The sequence below is a fragment of the Actinomyces radicidentis genome (assembly GCF_001553565.1).
GTDB lineage: Bacteria > Actinomycetota > Actinomycetes > Actinomycetales > Actinomycetaceae > Actinomyces > Actinomyces radicidentis.
The window spans coordinates 1,107,634-1,128,413 of the sequence record NZ_CP014228.1; the positions used below are offsets into that span (position 1 = coordinate 1,107,634).

Below are 20,780 nucleotides of genomic sequence, written 5' to 3' on the forward strand. Positions count from 1 at the left end.
GTGGTGGACAAAATCAGATCACTCGTCCGCCAGTGTGAGATGGATCCCGCCGACCAGGCGCGCGGTGATGTTGTACAGGAACGCCCCGATCGTCGCGAGGGCGGTCGTGAGGATGATGTTGACGACCGCGATGATCGTCGCCATCGAGATGGCGCGGGAGAACTTCATGTACTCCAGCAGCGCCGTGAAGGCGTTGGACTCCGTGTCCATGACCGTGCTGACGAGGTCCTCGATCGTGGAGAACACGTGCATGGCGTCGAGCATGAACCACACGAAGGCAGCCGCCACGACGACCATGATGCCCATCGCCACGGACAGCAGGAAGGCCACCTTCATGACGGAGAAGGGGTTGACCCGGGTCAGGGCGAGGCGGACGCGGCGAGGACCGGAGACCGTCTTCTTCTTGGCGGGCTTCTTCGCGGCCTGCTTGCCGCCGGCGGCGGAAGCGACCTCGGTCGAGCCCGTGGCGCTGGCGTCCGCGGACGCAGCGCTCGCGTCGGGGCTCGTGGCGCCCTCGGGCGGGAAGGATGCCGGCTGGCTCATGCCTGTGCCTCACTCTCGTCGTCGTCGCTCAACGCTACCGCGTCGGCGGCCTCATCCGCGGAAGGGACCGCGGTGTCACCCGACGCGCCGGAGCCCGTGGGCACCTCGCCCTCGGCCTCGGGGAAGGCGGGGGCGACCGGCGCCGCGCCGGCCTCGCCGTCGGCCTCGTCCACGGCGGGAGCCTCGTCGCCGTCGAGCTCCCGCTCGGCGTTGCGGGCGACGGCGATGATGCGGTCGCCCTTGTCCGGCTTGGCGAAGGTGACGCCCTGGGTGGTGCGGCCGGTGCGGGAGACCTCGTCCACCGCGGAACGGACCACCTTGCCGGAGGCCATGATGCACATGACCTCGTCGCCGGGCTCGGTCACGAGCGCGCCGACCAGGTCGCCGCGCGCCTCGACGAGGTTGGCGACCTTGACGCCGAGGCCGCCGCGTCCCTTGACCGGGTAGTCCTGGACGTTGGTGCGCTTGGCGTAGCCGCCCTCGGTGACGACGAAGAGGTCCGCGTCCTCCCAGGCCGGGTCGACGACGTCCATCGCGAGGAGGGAGTCGTCGCCGCGGAAGCGCATGCCGGTGACGCCGCTCGTGGTGCGACCGGTGGGTCGCAGCACCTCGTCGGAGGCGCGGAAGCGGACCGACTGGCCGCCGCGGGAGACGAGGAGGAGGTCCTGGCCCTCGGACAGGAGGCGGGCGGAGACGAGCTCGTCGGGCACGCCGTCCTCGTCCTCGCGCAGGTTGATGGCGATGACGCCGCCGGAGCGGTTGGAGTCGTACTCGGACAGACGGGTCTTCTTCACCAGGCCGCGGCGGGTCGCCAGGACGAGGTAGTCGGCCTGCTCATAGTCCTTGAGCTCCATGATCTGGGCGATCTCCTCGCCCGGCTGGAAGGCGAGGAGGTTGGCGACGTGCTGGCCCTTGGCGTCGCGCCCGCCCTCGGGCAGCTCGTAGGCCTTGGCGCGGTAGACGCGGCCGAGGTTCGTGAAGAACAGCAGCCAGTGGTGCGTCGTCGTGACGAAGAAGTGGTCGACGACGTCGTCCTCGCGCAGCGCCGCCCCGCGCACGCCCTTGCCGCCGCGGTGCTGCGAGCGGTACTGGTCCGTGCGGGTGCGCTTGGCGTAGCCGGAGTGCGTGATGGTGACGGCGACCTCCTCCTCGGGGATGAGGTCCTCCATGCTCATCTCCCCGTCGAAGGGCACGATGCGGGTGCGGCGGTCGTCGCCGTACTTGTCGACGATCTCACCGAGCTCCTCGGAGACGATGCCGCGCTGCCGCTCCGGGCTGGCGATGATGTCCTTGAGGTCGACGACGCGGGCGTGCAGCTCGTCGGCCTCCTGCTGGATCTTGAGCCGCTCGAGGGCGGCCAGGCGGCGCAGCTGGAGGGACAGGATCGCCTCGGCCTGGGCCTCGTCGACGCCGAGCAGACCCATGAGGCCCGTGCGGGCCTCGTCCGTGGTGGGCGAGCGGCGGATGAGGGCGATGACGGCGTCGAGCGCGTCGATGGCCTTGAGGAGGCCCTCGAGGATGTGGAGGCGCTCCTCGGCCTTGCGCAGGCGGTACTGCGAGCGGCGGATGATGACGTCGATCTGGTGGTTGACCCAGTGGCGCACGAAGCCGTCGAGGCTGAGGGTGCGCGGGACGCCGTCGACGAGGGCCAGCATGTTGGCCGGGAAGTTGTCCTGCAGCTGGGTGCGCTTGTACAGGTTGTTGAGGACGACCTTGGCGACGGCGTCGCGCTTGAGGACGATGACGAGTCGCTGACCGGTGCGGCCGGAGGTCTCGTCGCGGATGTCGGCGATGCCGCCGACCTGCCCGTCGCGGACGAGCTGGGCGATCTTGTCGGCGAGGTTGTCCGGGTTGACCTGGTAGGGCAGCTCGGTGACCACGAGGCACTGGCGGCCCTGGATCTCCTCGACGTTGACGACGGCGCGCTGCGTGATGGAGCCGCGGCCGGTGCGGTAGGCGTCCTCGATGCCGCGGCGGCCGAGGATCGTGGCGCCGGTGGGGAAGTCGGGTCCGGGGATGCGCTCGATGAGGGCCTCGAGGAGCTCCTCGCGGCTGGCCTCGGGATGCTCGAGGAACCACTGGACGCCGTTCGCGACCTCGCGCAGGTTGTGCGGGGGGATGCGCGTGGCCATGCCGACGGCGATGCCCTCGGAGCCGTTGACGAGGAGGTTCGGGAAGCGGGCCGGCAGGATGACCGGCTCCTGGTTCTTCCCGTCGTAGTTGTCCTGGAAGTCGACGCTCTCCTCATCGATGTCCCGGACCATCTCCATGGCCAGCGGGGCCATCTTGCACTCCGTGTACCGGGGTGCGGCGGGGCCGAGGTTTCCGGGGGTGCCGAAGTTGCCCTGGCCGGCGACGAGCGGGTAGCGCAGGGACCACCACTGCACGAGGCGGGCGAGGGCGTCGTAGATCGCCGAGTCGCCGTGCGGGTGGTAGTTGCCCATGACCTCGCCGACGACGCGGGAGGACTTGGAGAAGGAGGCGTTGGGGCGGTAGCCGCCGTCGTACATGGCGTAGAGGACGCGGCGGTGGACGGGCTTGAGGCCGTCGCGCACGTCCGGCAGGGCTCGTCCGACGATGACGCTCATCGCGTAGTCGAGGTAGGAGCGCTGCATCTCCATCTGGAGGTCGACCGGCTGGACGCGGTCGTGCTGGGGCTCCTCGGTGGGGGTCGTGGTGAGGTCGTCGCTCACGGGTGTCCTTTACGTGTCCGGGGGAGGGAGGCAGGATCGGCGGGTGCGCCGGCAAGTAGATGACACGTTGTCATCTAGATGCGGCGGCCCGCCCTTCCCGCGTCAGATGTCGAGGAAGCGCACGTCCGCGGCGTTGCGCTGGATGAAGGAACGACGCTGCTCGACGTCGTCCCCCATGAGGATCGCGAAGGTCTCGTCGGCGTCGGCCGCCTCGTCGAGGGTCACCTTCTTGAGGATACGGGCCGAGGGGTCCATGGTCGTCTCCCACAGCTCGTGGTCGTTCATCTCGCCGAGGCCCTTGTAGCGCTGGATGCCGCCCTCCTTGGGGAGCCGGTGCCCGGCCTCGCGGCCGGCGGCCAGGAACTGGTCGCGCTCGGCGTCGGAGTAGGCGAACTGGTGATCGGAGTTGGACCACTTGAGGCGGTACAGCGGCGGCATCGCGATGTAGGTGTGGCCCTGCTCGATGAGGGGGCGCATGTAGCGGAACAGCAGCGTGAGCAGGAGCGTCGCGATGTGCTGGCCGTCGACGTCGGCGTCCGCCATGATGACGATCTTGCCGTAGCGCAGCTTGGCGATGTCGAAGTCCTCGCCGATGCCCGTGCCGAAGGCGGTGATGAGGGAGCGGATCGTGTCCGAGGACAGGGCCCGGTCCAGGCGCGCCTTCTCGACGTTGAGGATCTTGCCTCGGATCGGCATGATCGCCTGGTGCTCCGGGTCGCGGCCGCCGACGGCCGAGCCGCCCGCGGAGTCGCCCTCGACGATGAAGATCTCGCAGACCTCGGCGTTGCGGCTCGAGCAGTCGCGGAGCTTGCCGGGCATCGAGGCGGACTCGAGGACGCCCTTGCGCCGCGTGGCCTCACGGGCCTTGCGCGCGGCCATGCGGGCCGCGGCGGCCTGGCCGGCCTTCTGGATGATCGACTTGGCGTCGGCCGGGTGGGAGTCGAGCCAGTCACCCAGGCGCTCGTAGACGACCTGCTGGACGAAGGTGCGCGCCTCGGTGTTGCCGAGCTTGGTCTTGGTCTGGCCCTCGAACTGCGGCTCGGAGAGCTTGACGGAGATGACGGCGGTGAGGCCCTCGCGGATGTCGTCGCCCGTGAGGTTGTCGTCCTTGTCCTTGATGAGGCCCTTCTCGCGGCCGTACTTGTTGATGAGGGTCGTCAGGGCCGTGCGGAAGCCCTCCTCGTGGGTGCCGCCCTCGGTCGTGTTGATCGTGTTGGCGTAGGTGTGCACCGACTCGGAGTAGGCGCTCGTCCACTGCATGGCGATCTCGAGGCTGATGCCGCGGGTCTCGTCGAGCATGCGCTCGGCCTCGAAGTCGATGATCTCGGGGTGGATGAGGTCGACCTTCTTGGACTTGTTGAGGAACTCGACGTAGTCGCGCAGGCCGTGCTCGTAGCAGTAGGTGACGGTGCGGTGGGCCGGGACGCCCTCCTGGGTGCCCGCTGCCTCGGCGGCGTCGGTCCCGGTGATCTCGTCGCCCTCCTCTGCGTGGCCCTCGCGCTCGTCGGTGAGCGTGATGCGCAGGCCCTTGTTGAGGAAGGCCATCTGCTGGAAGCGGCGGCGCAGGGTCTCGTAGTCGAAGACGACGGTCTCGAAGATCGCCGGGTCCGGGTAGAAGGTCTGGGTGGTGCCGGTCGCGTCCGTCTCCTCTCCCATGACGAGGGGCGTCTTGGGGTGGCCGCCGTCGCCGAAGCTCATGCGCCACACGTGGCCCTGGCGCCGGATCTCGGTGTCGACTCGGGTCGACAGGGCGTTGACGACGGAGATGCCGACGCCGTGCAGGCCTCCCGAGACGGCGTAGCCGCCGCCGCCGAACTTGCCTCCCGCGTGGAGGATCGTCATGACGACCTCGACGGTGGGCTTGTGCTCGGTGGGGTGCTCGTCGACGGGGATGCCGCGGCCGTTGTCGACGACCCTGATGCCCCCGTCGGCCTGGATGGTGACCTCGATGTGGTCGCAGAAGCCGGCGAGGGACTCGTCCACGGCGTTGTCGACGACCTCGTAGACGAGGTGGTGCAGGCCGCGCTCGCCCGTGGAGCCGATGTACATGCCGGGGCGCTTGCGGACGGCCTCGAGGCCCTCGAGGACGGTGATGTCGCTGGCGCCGTAGTCGCTGGAGCCCTGGCCGACGTGCGACTCGCTCGCGGGCTGCTCGGGCGCCGCCGTCTCCGGGGTCTGGGTGGGGGCGGGGGCCGTGGTGGTCGAGTCGTCGTTCACCGTGGCGTCCTGGTCAGACACGTGTCAGCTGCTCCTCGTTGTGTGCGCGCCGGGGGGCTGGGGTCCCTGGCGGACGGCGTCGGGTGCGTCTCCTGCACCGCGTCATCCGGTCACGAGCGATCGCGGGCCCATGACGGCTGCTCCGGGGCGGGACCAGCGCGGCGGTAGGTGGGTACCTGCGAAAGGCCCGAGGCGCACCATGGGCGGTTTCACGGCATTCTATCGTGTCTGACCTCCTCAACGGACCTTCGGCCCACGCCGTGGCGAGTGTCGGACGTCACCGTCTGAGGGCAGTCCGGGCCGCGTACGAGCGACGGAGAGGCGGTGCGTTCCCGGGCGCCCCGGTGGCCGGGAGCCGGCGCTCAGCCGTAGGTGTCGCGCGGACCGCGCCCTCCCCGCGCGGCGCCGAAGCGGCCGTGCCGCCACGTCGGCCCCGCGGGCCCGAGGACGCGGATCTCGACGGCGGAGCCGCCCAGCTCCTCCGTCACCGAGCGCTCGATGGTCGGCATGAGGAGGCGCAGCTGCTGGGCCCAGGAGGAGGACGAGGCGCGGATCGTCAGGCGCCCCACCTCGAAGGACTCGATGACGGCGTGCTCGGCGATCTGCGGGCCGACGATCTCGCTCCACCGCACGGAGACGGAGGCGATCGCGAGCTTGCCGGCCCAGCCGTGCTCGTCGGCGTAGCGGCGCAGGTCCTTCCCGCCCGGACGCGGGTCGAAGGGGCTCGGGCCGGGGCGGCCGCGTCCCGGCGGGAGCCCCGGGCCGCGCTCCTCGCCCTCGCTGAGCAGCTCGTGCTCGGTGCGGCGCCGGCGCTTCGCGTCCCAGGCGGCCACGCCGTCCTCCCCCGCGGCGGCGCGGCGCAGGGCGCTCATCGTCTTGCCGGCGTCCCAGGCGTGGCCCCGCTCGCGCGCGAGAGCCCGGGAGGCCAGGACGTCGGAGGACGCGGCCGAGAGGTCGTCGCCGGGGCGCTCAGCCACGGGTGACCACCGAGCTCGCGACGTGGAAGCGGGCGCCGTCGAGGGCCGCGGGGACGTCCTCGTCGACGGCGGCCGTGAGCAGCACCTGCTGGGCGTCGGCGACGACGCGCGCCAGGGCGTTGCGGCGCTTGGAGTCGAGGGAGGCGAAGACGTCGTCGAGGATGAGGACGGGCTCGCCGTCGCCCCCGTAGGCGTCGACGTCGTGCCGGAGCATCTCGTAGGAGGCCAGTCGCAGCGCCAGGGCGAGGGACCACTGCTCGCCGTGGGAGGCGAAGCCCTTGGCGGGCAGCCCGCCGAGGAAGAGCAAGAGGTCGTCGCGGTGGGCGCCGACGAGGTTGGCGCCGCGGTCGATCTCCTTGGCGTGGAGGTCCGCCATCGCGGCCTCGAGGCGGGAGGCGGTGGCGGCCGTGTCGACGAGCTCGGCCTCCCTCTCCGCCTGGGCGGCCCAGGCCCCGGCGTCGCGCGGGTCCGGGTCGGGCGCGCCCTCGTGGGACAGGAGGCTGGAGCGGTAGGCGAGGGCGGCGTCGGACTGCCCCTCGGAGACGGCCGCGTAGGAGGACTCGATCCAGGGCCGCAGGCGGGAGACGACGTCGACCCGCGCGGCGATGAGGCGCGCGGCGGCCGCGGCGAGCTGGGCGTCCCAGACCTCGAGGGTGGAGAGCATCGAGGAGGTCGAGGAGTGGTGGGCGCGGGCGGACTTCAGGAGGCTCGCGCGCTGGGCGAGGATCTTGTCGTGCTCGGCGCGCACGCCCGCCAGGCTCGGGCGGAGCGTCACCGCGAGCTCATCGAGGAAGCGACGGCGCACCCCCGGCTCCTCGCGGACGAGGGCGAGGTCCTCCGGGGCGAAGACGACGGTGCGCAGCACCCCGAGGAGGTCGCGGGGGCGGGCCTGCCCGCGGTTGAGGCGGGCGCGGTTGGCCCTGCCGGCGATGATCTCGATCTCGAGGACGCTGGGGCGCTCGCCGTGGACGACCTTGGCGCGCACGACGGCGCCGGCCGGCTGCTCCTCCCCCGGCTCCGCCCGGCGCACGAGGGTGGTGTCCGCCCCGACGCGGTGGCTCGAGAGGGTCGAGAGGTAGCCGATGGCCTCGACGAGGTTCGTCTTGCCCTGACCGTTGGAGCCGACGAGGGCCGTCGGCCCGGGCTCGAGGGCCAGGACGAGCTCGTGGTAGGAGCGGAAGTCGTTGAGCGAGAGGTCCGAGACGTACATGCGCTGCTCGCGCCCGGCCGCTCCGGCTCAGGGCCGGGCGGTCGGGAGGACGGGGCCGGTGCTCAGGCCCCGAAGCGGATCGGCATGATGAGGTAGCGGAAGGACGGGTCCTCCTCGCCGCCGATCGAGTCCATGCCGGTGAGGACGGCGGGCTTCGAGGGGTGCGTGAAGTCGAGGCGCACGTAGGGCTGGTTGAGGGCGCCCAGGCCGTCGACGAGGTAGCCCGGGTTGAAGGCCGTCTGGATGTCCTCGCCGTCGAGGTGGGCGACGAGCTGCTCGGAGGCCTGGGCGTCGTCGGAGGACTGGCCGGCGTCGAGCGCGAGGTTGCCCTCGGTGAAGGACATGTGGATCGGGGTGGAGCGGTCCGCGACGAGGGAGACGCGGCGGACGGCGGCGATGAGCTCCTCGCGGCCGACGGTCGCGTGGATCGTCGTCTGCTCGGGGAAGAGGCGCAGGACCGGCGGGTAGTCGCCGTCGGTGAGGAGGCTGGTGGTGCGGCGGCCTCCGGCCTCGAAGCCGATGAGGCCGGAGGTGGCCGAGCCGGCCTCGGTGAGGGCGACCGTGACGTCGCCGGAGCTCGTGAGGGACTTGGCGACGTCGGAGAGGGTGCGCGCCTTGAGCAGCGCGTGGGTCGACAGGCCCGAGTCCTGCGGGGCCCAGGTCATCTCGCGCACGGCGAGGCGGTAGCGGTCCGTGGCCATGAGGGTGAGGGAGTCGCCCTCGACCTCCATCTGGACGCTGGTCAGCAGCGGGAGGGTCTCGTCGCGGGAGGCGGCGATGGAGACCTGGCTGACGGCCTGGGCGAGGTCGTGGGCGTCGATGGTGCCGGCGACACCGGGCATGACGGGCAGCGCCGGGTAGTCGTCGGCGGCCATGGCGGCCAGGGAGAAGCGCGAGGAGCCGCAGGAGACGGTGACCTTCGTGCCCTCGACCTCGAGCTCGACGGGCTTGGAGGGCAGGGCCTTGGCGATGTCGGCGAGGAGGCGTCCGGAGACGAGGACGACGCCGTCCTCCTCGACGTCCGCGGGGACCTCGCAGTGGGCGGAGACCTCGTAGTCGAAGGAGGACAGGACGAGGGAGGCGTCCTTGGCCTCGAGGCGCACGCCGGCGAGGACGGGCACCGGCGGACGGGCCGGCACCGAGCGGGCGGTCCAGGTGACGGCCTCGGCGAGGACGTCTCGATCAACCCTGAGCTTCACGGTGGGGTGCCTCCTGTGTCGGCGGGCGGCGCGCGCGTGCGCGGCGACTGGCTTGTCTGCGGTCCTGCGCGCCGCCCTCACGACGAGGTGCGACGGGTCAGGACGATCCACGTGGAGTCTAGACGCAAGGCAGGACGCTCATCCACGCGCTGAGTGCCGCTGCGGGCGACCGGAGTCCGGGGACCCGGCCGGCCCTCGTCGCGCTGAGTCGCTCGCGGGTCGGGCCTGGGCCGATCCCGCCCTCGGTGGCAGGTTCGTGGGATCCCGGATGAGTTTGTAGTTAGTAGATGTAGTAGGTGGTGTGGGAACTGGGGATAACCGGGTTCGGCGGCGTCGCCGGGCCGACGACGGCTGTGGAAGCACAGATGAGTGATTCGGTGCGCGAATGACACGATCGGTGGAGACGCGCAGCGCGTCCCGGGCCCAGTCCCCAGGAGGGGCTCCTCGGTGCACAGGGGAGTGACGCCTTCTCCACGTGCTCTCCTCCGGACGGCCCACAGGGCCGACGGCGCTCAGGGGCGACGGCGCTCAGGACTGGGGCGACTGCGCCGCCTGCTTGATGCGGCTCGTCAGCTCGGTGACCTGGTTGAAGGTGGAGCGGCGCTCCGCCATCTGGGTACGGATCTTCTTGTCCGCGCTCATGACGGTGGTGTGGTCGCGGCCGCCGAACTCGCGCCCGATCTTGGGCAGGGACAGGTCGGTGAGCTCGCGGCACAGGTACATGGCGATGTGCCGGGCGTTGACGATGGTGCGGGAGCGGTTCGCGCTGCACAGGTCGTCGATGGTGATCCCGAAGTAGTCGGCCGTCTGCCCCATGATGAGGGAGGTCGTGACCTCCTCGCCGGCGGGGTCGGAGATGATGTCCTTGAGGACCATCTCGGCCAGGGTCTGGTCGATCGGCTGCTTGTTGAGCGAGGCGAAGGCCGTGACGCGGATGAGGGCGCCCTCGAGCTCGCGGATGTTGGTCGTCACACGGCTGGCGATGTACTCGAGCACGTCCATGGGCAGGTCGAGGCCGTCGGCGCGGGCCTTGCGGGACAGGATCGCGATGCGGGTCTCGAGGTCCGGCGGCTGGACGTCGGCGAGCAGGCCCCACTCGAAGCGGGAGCGGAGGCGCTCGTCGAGGCCGTTGAGGGCCTTGGGCGGCTGGTCGGAGGTGATGACGACCTGCTTGCCCGAGGAGTGCAGCGAGTTGAAGGTGTGGAAGAACTCCTCGAGCGTCGACTCCTTGCCGGAGAGGAACTGGATGTCGTCGACGAGGAGGATGTCGACCTCGCGGTAGCGGCGCTTGAAGGCCTCGAGGCGGCCGTCGTCGCGGGCGCCGTCGCGCAGGCAGGCGATGAACTCGGCCGTGAACTCCTCGGAGTTGACGTACTTGACGCGCGTGGAGGGGTTGAGGGTGCGCGCGTAGTGGCCGATGGCGTGCAGGAGGTGGGTCTTGCCCAGCCCTGAGCCGCCGTAGATGAACAGCGGGTTGTAGGCGCGGGCCGGCGCCTCGGCGACGGCGATGGCGGTCGCGTGCGCGAAGCGGTTCGAGGAGCCGGTGACGTAGGTGTCGAAGGTGTAGCGCGGGTTGAGGACGGAGCCGTCGGTGGGGCGCGGGGCGCCGGCGCCCTCGCGGGGGCCGGGGGCCTGGGCGGGGTGCGGGCTCGTCACGTACTGGGCGCGGTTCTCGGTGCGCGCCGGCTCCTCGGAGTAGCGCGGGGTCGCGTAGGCGGTGTCGTAGCCCTGCTCGTAGCCGGACTCGTACCCGTCCTGACCTCGGGCGGCCTCGGCCCCGCGCGGGAAGGACGGGGTCTCGGCGACGCGCTGGTCGTAGGGGCGGCGCTCCTCGTAGCGCTCGGGCGCGGGCTCGTGGCCGGACTCCTGCGGGGCGGGGGCCTCGTAGGAGGGGCGTGCCGGCTGCTCGACGGCGCGGGGGCCCGGGCGTCCGTCGCCGCTGCGCTCCCCCGGGTACTCGGTGGCGTACTCGCCTGCCGGTGCGGCGCCGGTCGGCTGGCCGAAGGAGCCGGCCGAGGCGTCCACCGAGGTGTCCATGGTGACCTCGAAGGGGACCTCGCGGCTCCAGACCTGCGTGAGGGCGCGGCTGATCGGCCCGCGGGAGCGCTCGACGACGTCCTTGACGAAGCCGGAGCCGACGACGAGGACGAGGGTGCCGTCGACGTCGATGACCCGGGTCATCCGCAGCATGGTGACCTTGCCCTGCCCGAGCTCGCCGGAGGAGGAGAGGAGCTCGAGGGTCTGGTGCCACCTCGTGGTCGCTTCGTCGGGCACGCTGTCTCCTGGCTGAGGGTCGTCGGGGCGGGGCCGGTCAGGGCCGGCGCCCCGCGGGCGGGAGGCCCGCGAGGGGACCCATCATGGAGCGGTGTCCACAGAGTTGTCCACACGTGGGGACTGAGGTCCCGGCCGGTCCCGGACACCCCCAGAGTGAGGGAAAACCTGTGGTTTCCCGGGATCGCGCGGCTCGTGGACCCACAGGGGGTGGACGCCGGTCGTGCACATTCCCACAAGCAGGACCGGTCGACCTGTGAATAACATCGGTGACATTCCCGACGGCGTTGCGCCGGCCGCCCCGGCGCCGCTCCTCGGGCAGCCTCATCCGGCTCGGCCGCCGGCCTCCGAGCCGCCGTCCGGCGGCTCCGGGGACGTGTTCGGACTCTCACCGTCCTGGGCCCCGGGAGGTTTGACCCCCCTGAAACCGGAACCGTATTGTGGTGCGGACGTTCGCGTGGACTCACGCCCCGGACCATGGGGCAACCAGCGCGAGCGACAGTGCCGCGATCCCCGCGACGCACTGTTCCGATCGTCCGAGCAGGAGTACACCCGTGAGCAAGCGGACCTTTCAGCCGAACAACCGCCGTCGCGCCAAGGTGCACGGCTTCCGCAAGCGCATGAGCAGCCGCGCCGGCCGCGCCGTCCTCGCCTCGCGCCGCCGCAAGGGCCGCGCGCGTCTCGCCGCCTGAGGTGCTTCCTGCGGCGCACCGGATGCGGCGCTCCGAGGACTTCTCGGAGGCGCTGAGAACCGGTGCGCGCAGCGGTAGCCGCAGGCTGGTCATCCACTACCGCGCCGGCGAGACCGGGGACTCCTCCCCGGCGCTCGTCGGCGTCGTCGTGCCCAAGAAGCAGGTTGCACGAGCCACGCACCGCAACCGGATCAAGCGCCGGGTGCGCGCCCTCATGAGTGAGCGCGTCACCGGACTCGAGCCGGGCGCCCGCGTCGTCGTGCGCGGCCTGGCCGGGGCGGATGGGGCGACGAGCGAGGAGCTCGCCGCCGACGTCGACCGCCTCCTGGCCCGGGACCGCCGCCTGCTCTCGGAGGGACGACGGCGGTGAGCGACGACCGGGGCGCCCTGCGCGACGGACCGCTCGAGCGGCTCGTCCTCGCCCCGGTGCGCCTCTACCAGCGGTGGGTCTCCCCCGCGCTGCCGCGGAGCTGCCGCTACTACCCCACCTGCTCGGCCTACGCGGTCGAGGCGGTCCGGGGCCACGGCGCCGGCAAGGGGATCCTCCTCGCCGCCTGGCGCCTCCTGCGCTGCAACCCGCTCACCCCCGGGGGCGTGGACCACGTCCCCGAGCCCGGCCAGTGGCGCTACCACCACCCCCACGACGTCCCCCGTTTCGAGGTCGAGGACGCGGTCGGCTCGCCGGCCCGCCAGACCGACTGACGGGGCCCTGGCCGGAGGCACCGGCTCGGGGCAACCGCCGCAACGGCCCCGCCCCACCCCACAGCAAGGAGTGCAATGGACACGATCCTCTGGCCCCTCAAGGTCGCCGTCGCCTGGGTGATGGTCTACATCCACAAGTTCCTGGTCCTCATCGGCATGCCCGACGGATCCGGCGTGGCGTGGGTGCTCTCGATCGTCGGACTGACGATCGTCGTGCGGCTGCTCATCATGCCGCTCTTCGTCAAGCAGATCCGGGCGAGCCGCGGCATGCAGCTCATGCAGCCCGAGCTCCAGGCCCTCCAGGCCAAGTACAAGGGCAAGAAGGACCCGGAGTCGCAGCGCCGTCAGCAGGAGGAGATGATGGCGCTCTACCGCAAGCACGGGACGAACCCCATGTCCTCGTGCCTGCCGATCCTCATCCAGATGCCGATCTTCCTCGCGCTCTTCCGCGTGCTCGCCTCGCTGCAGAACGTCGCCAGCGGCACCTACTCGGGACACTCCTCCATCGGCCCGCTCACCGCGCACCTCGCTGAGCAGGTCCAGGCCTCGACGGTCTTCGGGGCCCCGCTGTCCTCGTCCTTCATGAACAGCTCGGACGTCACGACCAAGGTCGTCACCGTCGTCCTCATCGTCGTCATGTCGGTGACGCAGTGGTACACGATGGCGCAGCTGAGCATGAAGAACATGCCGGAGTCCACGAAGAACTCCGACAACCCCATGATGCGCTCGCAGAAGATGATGATGACGGTCATGCCGATCTTCTTCGCCTTCACCGGTGTGCAGTTCCAGATCGGCGTCCTCGTCTACTGGGTGACCACCAACCTGTGGACCATGGGCCAGCAGTTCTTCACCATCCGCAACATGCCCGCTCCCGGCTCCGAGGCGGAGACGAAGTACCGCGCCCGCGTCAACGCCAAGCGTGCCCGCCAGGGCAAGCCCTCCCTCGAGGAGGAGGAGGCCGCGCAGCGCCAGGCCGAGCTCGAGGCCGCCGGCAAGACGGGCGGCCAGCGCGTCCAGCCAGTCCGCAAGGACCGCCAGAAGAAGCAGCGCACCGGCCTGCCCGCCACCGTCGAGGAGCAGTACGCCGAGGAGCGGTCCGAGGAGGAGAAGGCGGTCGAGGAGATCGAGACGACCGCCGGCCTCACCCCCGAGGAGATCGCCCGCCGCCGCTACGAGAAGCGGGCCCGCCAGCGCGCCCAGCGCAAAAACGGCGGCAAGAAGCGCAAGCCGCGCTGACCGAACACTTCCCCGGCGTCCTGCGCAACGGGCCGCCGACCAGCACAGAGAACGGATCCACCATGAGTGAGAACACCGCCCCGTCCAGCACCGTCAAGCGCCTCGAGGAGGAGGGCGAGGTCGGCGCCGACTACCTCGAGGAGCTCCTCGACATCGCCGACCTCGGTGGCGACATCGACATCGACGTCGACCACGGCCGCGCCTCGATCGCCGTCGTCGCCTCCGAGGAGGGAGACGAGCGCGAGCTCGCCGACCTCGTCGGCCGCGACGGCGAGGTCCTCGAGGCCGTCCAGGAGCTGACCCGTCTGGCCGTCCAGGCCAAGACCGGCAACCGCTCGCGCCTCATGCTCGACATCAACGGCTACCGCGCCGCCCGCCGCGCCGAGCTCACCAAGGTCGCCGAGGAGGCCGTCAGGCGCGTCCAGGAGGGCGGCGAGACCGTCGCCCTGGAGCCGATGAACCCCTTCGAGCGCAAGGTCTGCCACGACGTCGTCGCCGCCGCCGGACTCGTCTCCGAGTCCGAGGGCGCCGAGCCGCACCGCCACGTCGTCGTCCTCCCCGCCGAGGACGAGGTCGACGACGCCGAGGACGCCGGCGCCGACTCCGACGAGCAGGACTGAGGCCGTGAGCGAGGCGCCCGGCGAGGGCACGGTCGACGGCGAGGTCGTCGTCGAGGAGCCCGGCGAGGAGGTCCGCGAGCTCTTCGGCGTGGCCTTCTCCGCGGCGGAGCACTTCGCCGACATGCTCGTCGAGGAGGGGGAGCTGCGAGGCCTCGTCGGTCCGCGCGAGCTGCCCCGCCTGTGGAGCCGGCACCTCGTCAACTCCGCGGCCGTCGTCCCCTTCCTCCCGTCGCGCGGCACCGTGGCCGACATCGGTTCGGGGGCGGGCTTCCCGGGGATCGTCGTCGCCCTCCTGCGGCCCGACCTCGAGGTCACCCTCATCGAGACCATGGAGCGGCGCGTCGAGTGGCTCGACGACGTCGTCACCGAGCTCGACCTCGACAACGTCACCATCCGCCGCGCCCGGGCCGAGGAGGTCAAGGACCGCTACGACGCCGTCACCGCGCGCGCCGTCGCGAACCTCTCCAAGCTCGTGCGGCTCACCGCTCCCCTGCTGCGCCAGGGAGGCGCGCTCCTGGCGCTCAAGGGAGCCAAGGCCGAGGCGGAGGTCGAGGACGCCAAGTACGTCATCAAGAAGGCCAAGCTGCTGCCGGCCACTGTGCACGAGGTGGTGACCCCCGGCGAGGAGGTCACCCGCGTCGTCGAGGTGCGCCGACGCGCGGCCCGCTGAGCCCCTCCCGGCCGAGGCGGAGGCCCGCCCCCGGGCACACGGCACCCGGTCGTCGACTCCGTCACGCGCCCGCTCCCCCGCTGGAGCGGGCGCGTGACGCGTCCGGGACCTCACGTAGACTGAGGCGCCCGCGGGTGCGAGCCGCGGGTCGTCGTCGGAGGAGAACAGGTTGTCAGGATCGTCCATCTTCGATCAGCTCCGGGCCGACCAGTCCGCCCTCCATAAGGTCGCCGCCGGCGGCTTCCCCGTCCCCGAGCGCACCCGCGTCATCGCCGTCGCCAACCAGAAGGGCGGTGTCGGGAAGACCTCGACGACCGTCAACGTGGCCGCGGCCCTCGCCGAGGCGGGGCTCAACGTCCTGGTCATCGACGCCGACTCGCAGGGCAACGCCTCGACGGCGCTCGGAGCCCCGCACGGGGAGGACGACGACTCCGTCTACGAGGTGATCGTCGAGGGCCGTCCCATGGCCGAGGTGACCGTCCAGACGGCCTTCGCGCCCTCCCTGTGGTGCGTGCCCGCCACGGTCAACCTCGCCGCGGTCGAGATCGACCTCATCAGTGAGGAGCGCCGCGAGCTGCGCCTGCGCGAGGCGCTGGAGCAGTATGTGGCCGACCGCGGGGCCGCGGGCCTCCCCCGGCTGGACTACGTCCTCATCGACTGCCCGCCCTCGCTCGGCATCATGACGATCAACGCCTTCGTGGCCGCTCGTGAGGTGCTCATCCCCATGCAGGCCGAGTACTACGCGCTCGAGGGCCTCGCGCTCCTGACCCGTTCGGTGGAGCGGATCGCCGAGGCGCACAACCCCGAGCTGCACGTCTCGATGATCGCCCTCACCATGTTCGATAAGCGGACGACTTTGGCTCGGGATGTGGACGAGGAGGTCCGCACCTACTTCCCGCAGGCGACGCTCGGGACCAGGATCCCGCGCTCGGTGCGTATCGCCGAGGCTCCTTCCTTCGGAGCGCCGGTCGTGTTCTGGGACCCGCGATCGACCGGATCGGTCGCTTACAAGCAGCTTGCACAGGAGATCGCGCAGCGCGCGATCCCCTCCCCCGACGACGCGCAGGAGGCGTGACGATGGCTCATAAGAAGCGCGGTCTCGGACGGGGCCTTCAGGCACTCATCCCGGAGGGGCAGAAGGAGACGCCGGCCCACCGGCCGACGGACGTCTTCTTCGCCGACAACTCCGCGGGCGCCGACGAGGACGGGCCGGCTACCGAGGCGGCCCCGGTGCGCCGGGAGGGTGAGCGCTCGGCCACGGACATCGCTGCGACCCTACTGGCTCCCTCGAAGCGCGCCAAGCGGGGCAAGAAGAAGCCCGTCGTGAAGGATGAGCCGGCTGTAGCGGCCGGCAAGGAGCAGGAGCCGGCCGAGGCCGTGACCTCGGTGAGCGAGGCGACTGGGGTCAAGGACTCCCCCGGGCACGGACAGGCCCCGGCGCCCAAGGACGAGTCTCAGGCACCGGCCAAGCGAACGTCCGGCGCTGCTCGCCACGTTTCACGTGATACCAGCGCGGGGCCGGAGTCTCCGTCCTCCTCCGATACCGAGGCCGTCTCCGCTGCCGCCACGACGCTCGCGTCGAGCACGGCCCCCGTCGGCGCTGCCGATGCCGCGTCGACGGAGGCCGTTGAGCCTGTTTCACGTGAAACAGTGGGAGAGGACGAGGGTCTCGTTCCAGTGCCTGGAGCGACCTTCGCAGAGCTCCCCACCGCCATCATCCACGCGAATCCCCGTCAGCCTCGTCAGGTCTTCGACGAGGAGGACATCACGGAGCTCGCGGCCTCCATCAAAGAAGTGGGGCTGCTCCAGCCCATCGTCGTCCGGCGTGTCGATGATCCCGAGACCGGTGAAGCGACGTACGAGCTCATCATGGGCGAGCGCCGCCTGCGCGCGTCTCGCGAGGCCGATCTGGAGACGATCCCTGCCGTCGTCCGGTACACCGAGGATCAGGACCTCCTGCGTGATGCTCTTCTGGAGAACCTGCACCGGGTCCAGCTGAATCCGCTCGAGGAGGCAGCCGCGTACCAGCAGCTCCTTGATGACTTCAACTGCACCCACCAGGAGCTCTCGAAGCGGATCGCGCGGTCGCGCTCCCAGATCTCCAACACGCTCCGGCTCATGAAGCTCCCTCCGCTCGTTCAGCGTCGGCTCGCGGCCGGCGTCCTGTCTGCCGGGCACGCACGTGCTCTGCTGGGGCTGCCCGACGCTGCCGCCATGGAGCGGCTTGCGCAGCGGATCGTCGCCGAGGGGCTGTCCGTGCGCGCGACTGAGGAGATCGTGGCGCTCCACGACGAGCCGACGGAGTCGCGAGCCTCCAAGGTGCTGCGACCCCGCAGCGTTCCGCTTCCTGCGCTGTCGACCCGGCTCTCGGACGCCTTTGATACCCGGGTGAAGGTGACGAGGGGCGCCAAGAAGGGTCGGATCACCATCGAGTTCGCCGGTGACGAGGATCTGGCTCGCATCGTCCAGGCACTGGCGCCAGGAACGTCACTCGCCGAGGACTGAACACCTCGACATTCAGACGCGGCCGCACACCACACGGTGTGCGGCCGTTGTCTCATGTCCCCGTAGTTTCACGTGAAACGGTTGGAGCTGGAGCCCCCGGAACCTCTGGAGCGTCTGCCGGCATCGAGGGGGTTCTCTCTGGGGCCCCGGAGCCCAAGGACACCGGCAGCCGCGATGGCTTCGTGCCGTTGTCACCGAGCTTCTCCGCGTGCCGCCCCTGGCGGTCACGGTGACCGTAGACGTTCCGGTGTGGGCTCCGCAAAGACGATGCAGCCTCAATGTTTCACGTGAAACCGCGCAGCGAGTGGATCGTCATGCTGCGTCCGGTATTAGGTTCGGCGATCCGCGTCCACCGCTCGTCGGAACCGCGCCGGCACTGACACTGACCTGAGACGGACACGAAGGTTGCACCGCCATCGAAGTATCGCGGCACGATCAGACTCGGTGGTGGCGTCGGGTTGCTGCGGAGGCACGGAAGCTCCTCAGGCCTTGAAGGCACGCGCGGAGGACGGATTCCGACATCGCCCCTCCTGGTGGCGCCGGCTCGACGGTCGCGGTGCTCGGCGGTTGCGTTTCACGTGAAACACCTGGCCTGGACACCTCGATAGCTTCGTTCTTGCAGCCCACCCGCGGCTGGCGGAGCATCCCGCCTTGGCTTTCCCGAGCCAATCGCGCTGAAGCACGGAAGTGCCCGAGGCGGGCGATCCATGGGTGTCTCGGTGCGGTTCGGATCTGCAAGGTCTCATCCGCGATCAGCATCAGTCGTGTTGTTTCACGTGAAACACGCGATGTGCCCGCCGCCTACGAGGGGCGACGGGCACATCCCGAACGTGCAGCTGTGCGGATCAGGGTCGGACGGCGGGGTTCCTCACGAGGGCTTCGTATAGGGCTTCCACCGAGCCGTCCGCCTCGGCAGCGAGCGGCAGCAGTGAGGTGGAGGTCATCCCCGGGACGACGTTGACGTCGATGAACCAGGGGGTGCCGTGCCCGTCGAGGATGAGGTCGGTACGGGAGATGTTGCCCAGTCCGAGGGTCCGGTGCACCGTGAGCGCGACCTCGGTGACAGCGGCGGTCTGCGCCTCGTCGAGTCGTGCGGGGATGAAGTACTCGGAACGCCCCGGGTTGTAGCGGGCGTCGAAGTCGTACTCGCCGTCGGTGACGATCTCGACCGGGGGGAGAGCGCGTGGTCCGTCACCCGTGTCCACCACGGAGATGGCGAGCTCTGTTCCCGCGACGTAGCGCTCGATGAGGGCCCGGTCGTCGTAGGCGAAGCAGGCCACCATGGCGTTCCGCAGGGAGTCTGCCGAGTCGGCGTAGGAGACGCCCAGACCGGAACCGCCCTGGTTGGGCTTCACGACGACGGGGTAGCCCAGGTGGTCTGCGACCAGTCCGAGCACCTCCTGGGCGCCGAGCTGCGAGAAGTAGGCCTTCGGCAGGGTCACGGAGTCGGGCGTGAGAACTCCGCCGGTGCGCACGGTGCCCTTGGCCGTAGGCTTGAAGGATGCGCGCTGGCAGCCGTCCGAGTGGGTGCCCACGTAGGGGAGGCCCAGGGCGATGAGGATGTTCTGGAGTCCTCCGTCCTCGCCGGCACCGCCATGGACGAGGGGCCACACGACGTCGGGCCCGAAGGCCCGTAGCTTGGCGACGAGGGTGGCGTCGACGTCGAGGACGATGACGGTGTGCCCGGAGTGCCGCAGGGCCGAGGCGACCCGGTTCCCAGAGCGGATGGAGACGTCGCGCTCATGGCTGAGGCCGCCGGCGATGATCGCGATGCGGAGCTCGTCCTCAGAAATTGACTGATCGGTGGATTCCGTCATGGTGACCCCTCAGATCTGGTCGGGTGCGGGAGCGGAGACGCCCTCGGGGGAGCGGGTGGTGGTCGGCCCGAAGATCTCGTGCAGCTCGAGGTCCCGGTTGACCACCTCGGACAGGCGGCGGACGCCCTCACGGATCTCGACCGGCTCGGGATAGCAGAAGGACAGGCGCATGTGGTCCCGTCCCGCGCGCCCGCCGGCGAAGAAGGCCGTCCCGGACACGTAGGCGACGAGGTTGGTCACGGCGCGGGGCAGCATGTCCTTGGCGTCGAGGCCCTCCGGAAGGCCCACCCAGACGTAGAAGCCGCCGTCGGGGACGTTCCACGTGCACATGGGCATGAACTCGTCGAGAGCGGCCACCATGGCGTCCCGGCGGCCCTTGTACATCCCCCGGAACTCCTCGATCTGACGCTTCCAGTCGAAGTTGTCGAGGTACATCGAGATCGAGAACTGGCCCACCGAGGACGGGCACAGGATGGCCGCCTCGGAGGCGAGCTTCATCTTCTCGCGGATGGCCGGGGGAGCGACCGCCCAGCCGACCCGGTAGCCGGGCGCGAAGATCTTGGAGAAGGAGCCCAGGTAGACGACGTCGTTGGGGGCGAGTGTCTTGAGCGCCGTGTAGGTCTGCCCCTCGAAGCCGAGGAGGCCGTAGGGGTTGTCCTCGACGATGAGGACGTGGTGGCGCCGGCAGATCTCGATGATCCGGGGGCGGCGCTCCTCGGAGAGGGTGACGCCCGCCGGGTTGTGGAAGTTCGGCAGGCAGTAGAAGAACTTGATGGTGCGTCCCTCGCGCTCGAGGCGCTGGATCGTCACCTCGAGCGCCTCGGGGACGACGCCGTCGGCGTCGATCTCGACCTGCTGAACGTCCGCCTGGTACGTCGCGAAGATCGACAGCGAGCCCACGTAGGTGGGGGCCTCGGCGAGGATGACGTCACCCGGGTCGATGAAGAGCTCGGTGATGATGTCGACGGCTTGCTGGGAGCCCGTCGTCACGATGACGTCCTCCGGGTCCGCGGGGATGCCCTCGAGGGCCATGATCTCGGGGATCTGCTCGCGCAGGCGGGGCAGGCCCTGGCCGTTGCCGTACTGGAGCGCCGTGCCGCCGTCCTTGCGGATCATCTGGGCGGTGGCGTCGGCCAGCTGATCGAGGGGGAGGTCCTTGAGGTTCGGCATGCCGCCGGCCAGGGAGACGACCTCGGGGCGCGAGGCGACGGCGAACAGGGAACGGGTCTCCGAGGCCCGCAGGCCGTGAGCTCGTGCGGCGTAGCTGTCCAGCCACGGGTCGAGTCGGTTCCCCTTCACCTGGTTCTCGTCGCTCACTGCACGGTCCTTTCCGGGTGGTCGGTCCCACCGCGTGCCCACAGTGTGCCACGGACGACACCCGCCCCCCGGGGGCCGTGCCCGAGGGATGGGTCGGGCGGTGCCGGAAGA

17 protein-coding genes are annotated in these 20,780 nt (G+C 70.6%); 8 read left to right on the forward strand and 9 right to left on the reverse strand.

Translation table 11 applies throughout. From position 1 onward, the window contains the following. Positions 1-18 precede the first annotated feature (18 nt). The 7 genes from AXF14_RS04675 to dnaA form a co-directional block, all read right to left on the reverse strand. On the reverse strand, positions 19-543 hold the full coding sequence (locus AXF14_RS04675) for a DUF3566 domain-containing protein (protein WP_067941245.1): 525 nt from the start codon (positions 541-543) through the stop codon (positions 19-21). Further along, on the reverse strand, positions 540-3,236 hold the full coding sequence (gyrA, locus tag AXF14_RS04680; protein WP_067941247.1) for a DNA gyrase subunit A: 2,697 nt from the start codon (positions 3,234-3,236) through the stop codon (positions 540-542). The genes AXF14_RS04675 and gyrA overlap by 4 nt, the downstream gene beginning before the upstream one ends. A gap of 102 nt (positions 3,237-3,338) precedes the next feature. Further along, complete coding sequence (gene gyrB / locus AXF14_RS04685) at positions 3,339-5,474, reverse strand: DNA topoisomerase (ATP-hydrolyzing) subunit B (protein ID WP_084355358.1); 2,136 nt, start codon at positions 5,472-5,474, stop codon at positions 3,339-3,341. Between the two features lie 341 nt (positions 5,475-5,815). After that, on the reverse strand, positions 5,816-6,430 hold the full coding sequence (locus AXF14_RS04690) for a DciA family protein (RefSeq protein WP_236755994.1): 615 nt from the start codon (positions 6,428-6,430) through the stop codon (positions 5,816-5,818). Continuing rightward, complete coding sequence (gene recF / locus AXF14_RS04695) at positions 6,423-7,640, reverse strand: DNA replication/repair protein RecF (RefSeq protein ID WP_067941249.1); 1,218 nt, start codon at positions 7,638-7,640, stop codon at positions 6,423-6,425. Before recF ends, AXF14_RS04690 begins: the two co-directional genes overlap by 8 nt. 62 nt (positions 7,641-7,702) lie before the next feature. After that, a complete protein-coding gene (gene dnaN, locus AXF14_RS04700) occupies positions 7,703-8,839 on the reverse strand; it encodes a DNA polymerase III subunit beta (protein WP_067941251.1) in 1,137 nt (378 codons plus the stop codon). A 528-nt stretch (positions 8,840-9,367) separates the two neighbouring features. Beyond that, complete coding sequence (dnaA, locus tag AXF14_RS04705; protein WP_067941253.1) at positions 9,368-11,113, reverse strand: chromosomal replication initiator protein DnaA; 1,746 nt, start codon at positions 11,111-11,113, stop codon at positions 9,368-9,370. A 551-nt stretch (positions 11,114-11,664) separates the two neighbouring features. Between dnaA and rpmH the strand changes: the two genes are divergently transcribed. The 8 genes from rpmH to AXF14_RS04745 all read left to right on the forward strand — a co-directional run bounded on the left by rpmH (position 11,665) and on the right by AXF14_RS04745 (position 17,535). After that, positions 11,665-11,802, forward strand: coding sequence for a 50S ribosomal protein L34 (rpmH, locus tag AXF14_RS04710; RefSeq protein WP_067941256.1), 138 nt, complete (start codon positions 11,665-11,667; stop codon positions 11,800-11,802). Between the two features lies 1 nt (position 11,803). Next, the gene (gene rnpA, locus AXF14_RS04715) at positions 11,804-12,172 is read left to right on the forward strand and encodes a ribonuclease P protein component (RefSeq protein ID WP_084355359.1); all 369 of its coding nucleotides are present in this window, start codon (positions 11,804-11,806) and stop codon (positions 12,170-12,172) included. Beyond that, positions 12,169-12,504, forward strand: a complete 336-nt coding sequence (gene yidD / locus AXF14_RS04720; protein WP_236756014.1) for a membrane protein insertion efficiency factor YidD — start codon at positions 12,169-12,171, stop codon at positions 12,502-12,504. Before rnpA ends, yidD begins: the two co-directional genes overlap by 4 nt. Before the next feature lie 75 nt (positions 12,505-12,579). Next, complete coding sequence (yidC, locus tag AXF14_RS04725) at positions 12,580-13,740, forward strand: membrane protein insertase YidC (protein WP_067941258.1); 1,161 nt, start codon at positions 12,580-12,582, stop codon at positions 13,738-13,740. A 62-nt stretch (positions 13,741-13,802) separates the two neighbouring features. Next, a complete protein-coding gene (locus tag AXF14_RS04730) occupies positions 13,803-14,360 on the forward strand; it encodes a Jag family protein (protein WP_067941260.1) in 558 nt (185 codons plus the stop codon). Positions 14,361-14,364: 4 nt separating this feature from the next. Continuing rightward, entirely contained in the window at positions 14,365-15,030 is a 666-nt protein-coding gene (rsmG, locus tag AXF14_RS04735) for a 16S rRNA (guanine(527)-N(7))-methyltransferase RsmG (RefSeq protein WP_067941262.1), read from the forward strand. Between the two features lie 169 nt (positions 15,031-15,199). Further along, entirely contained in the window at positions 15,200-16,105 is a 906-nt protein-coding gene (locus AXF14_RS04740) for a ParA family protein (protein ID WP_067941264.1), read from the forward strand. Positions 16,106-16,107: 2 nt separating this feature from the next. Further along, on the forward strand, positions 16,108-17,535 hold the full coding sequence (locus AXF14_RS04745) for a ParB/RepB/Spo0J family partition protein (protein ID WP_067941266.1): 1,428 nt from the start codon (positions 16,108-16,110) through the stop codon (positions 17,533-17,535). An 845-nt stretch (positions 17,536-18,380) separates the two neighbouring features. Here the strand turns inward: AXF14_RS04745 and AXF14_RS04750 are convergent. Both AXF14_RS04750 and AXF14_RS04755 read right to left on the reverse strand, forming a co-directional pair. Next, positions 18,381-19,352: a D-alanine--D-alanine ligase family protein gene (locus AXF14_RS04750; RefSeq protein ID WP_067941269.1), complete on the reverse strand. Its 972-nt coding sequence runs from the start codon at positions 19,350-19,352 to the stop codon at positions 18,381-18,383. 9 nt (positions 19,353-19,361) lie between these two features. Continuing rightward, positions 19,362-20,669, reverse strand: coding sequence for an aminotransferase-like domain-containing protein (locus AXF14_RS04755; protein WP_067941271.1), 1,308 nt, complete (start codon positions 20,667-20,669; stop codon positions 19,362-19,364). Positions 20,670-20,780 lie beyond the last annotated feature (111 nt).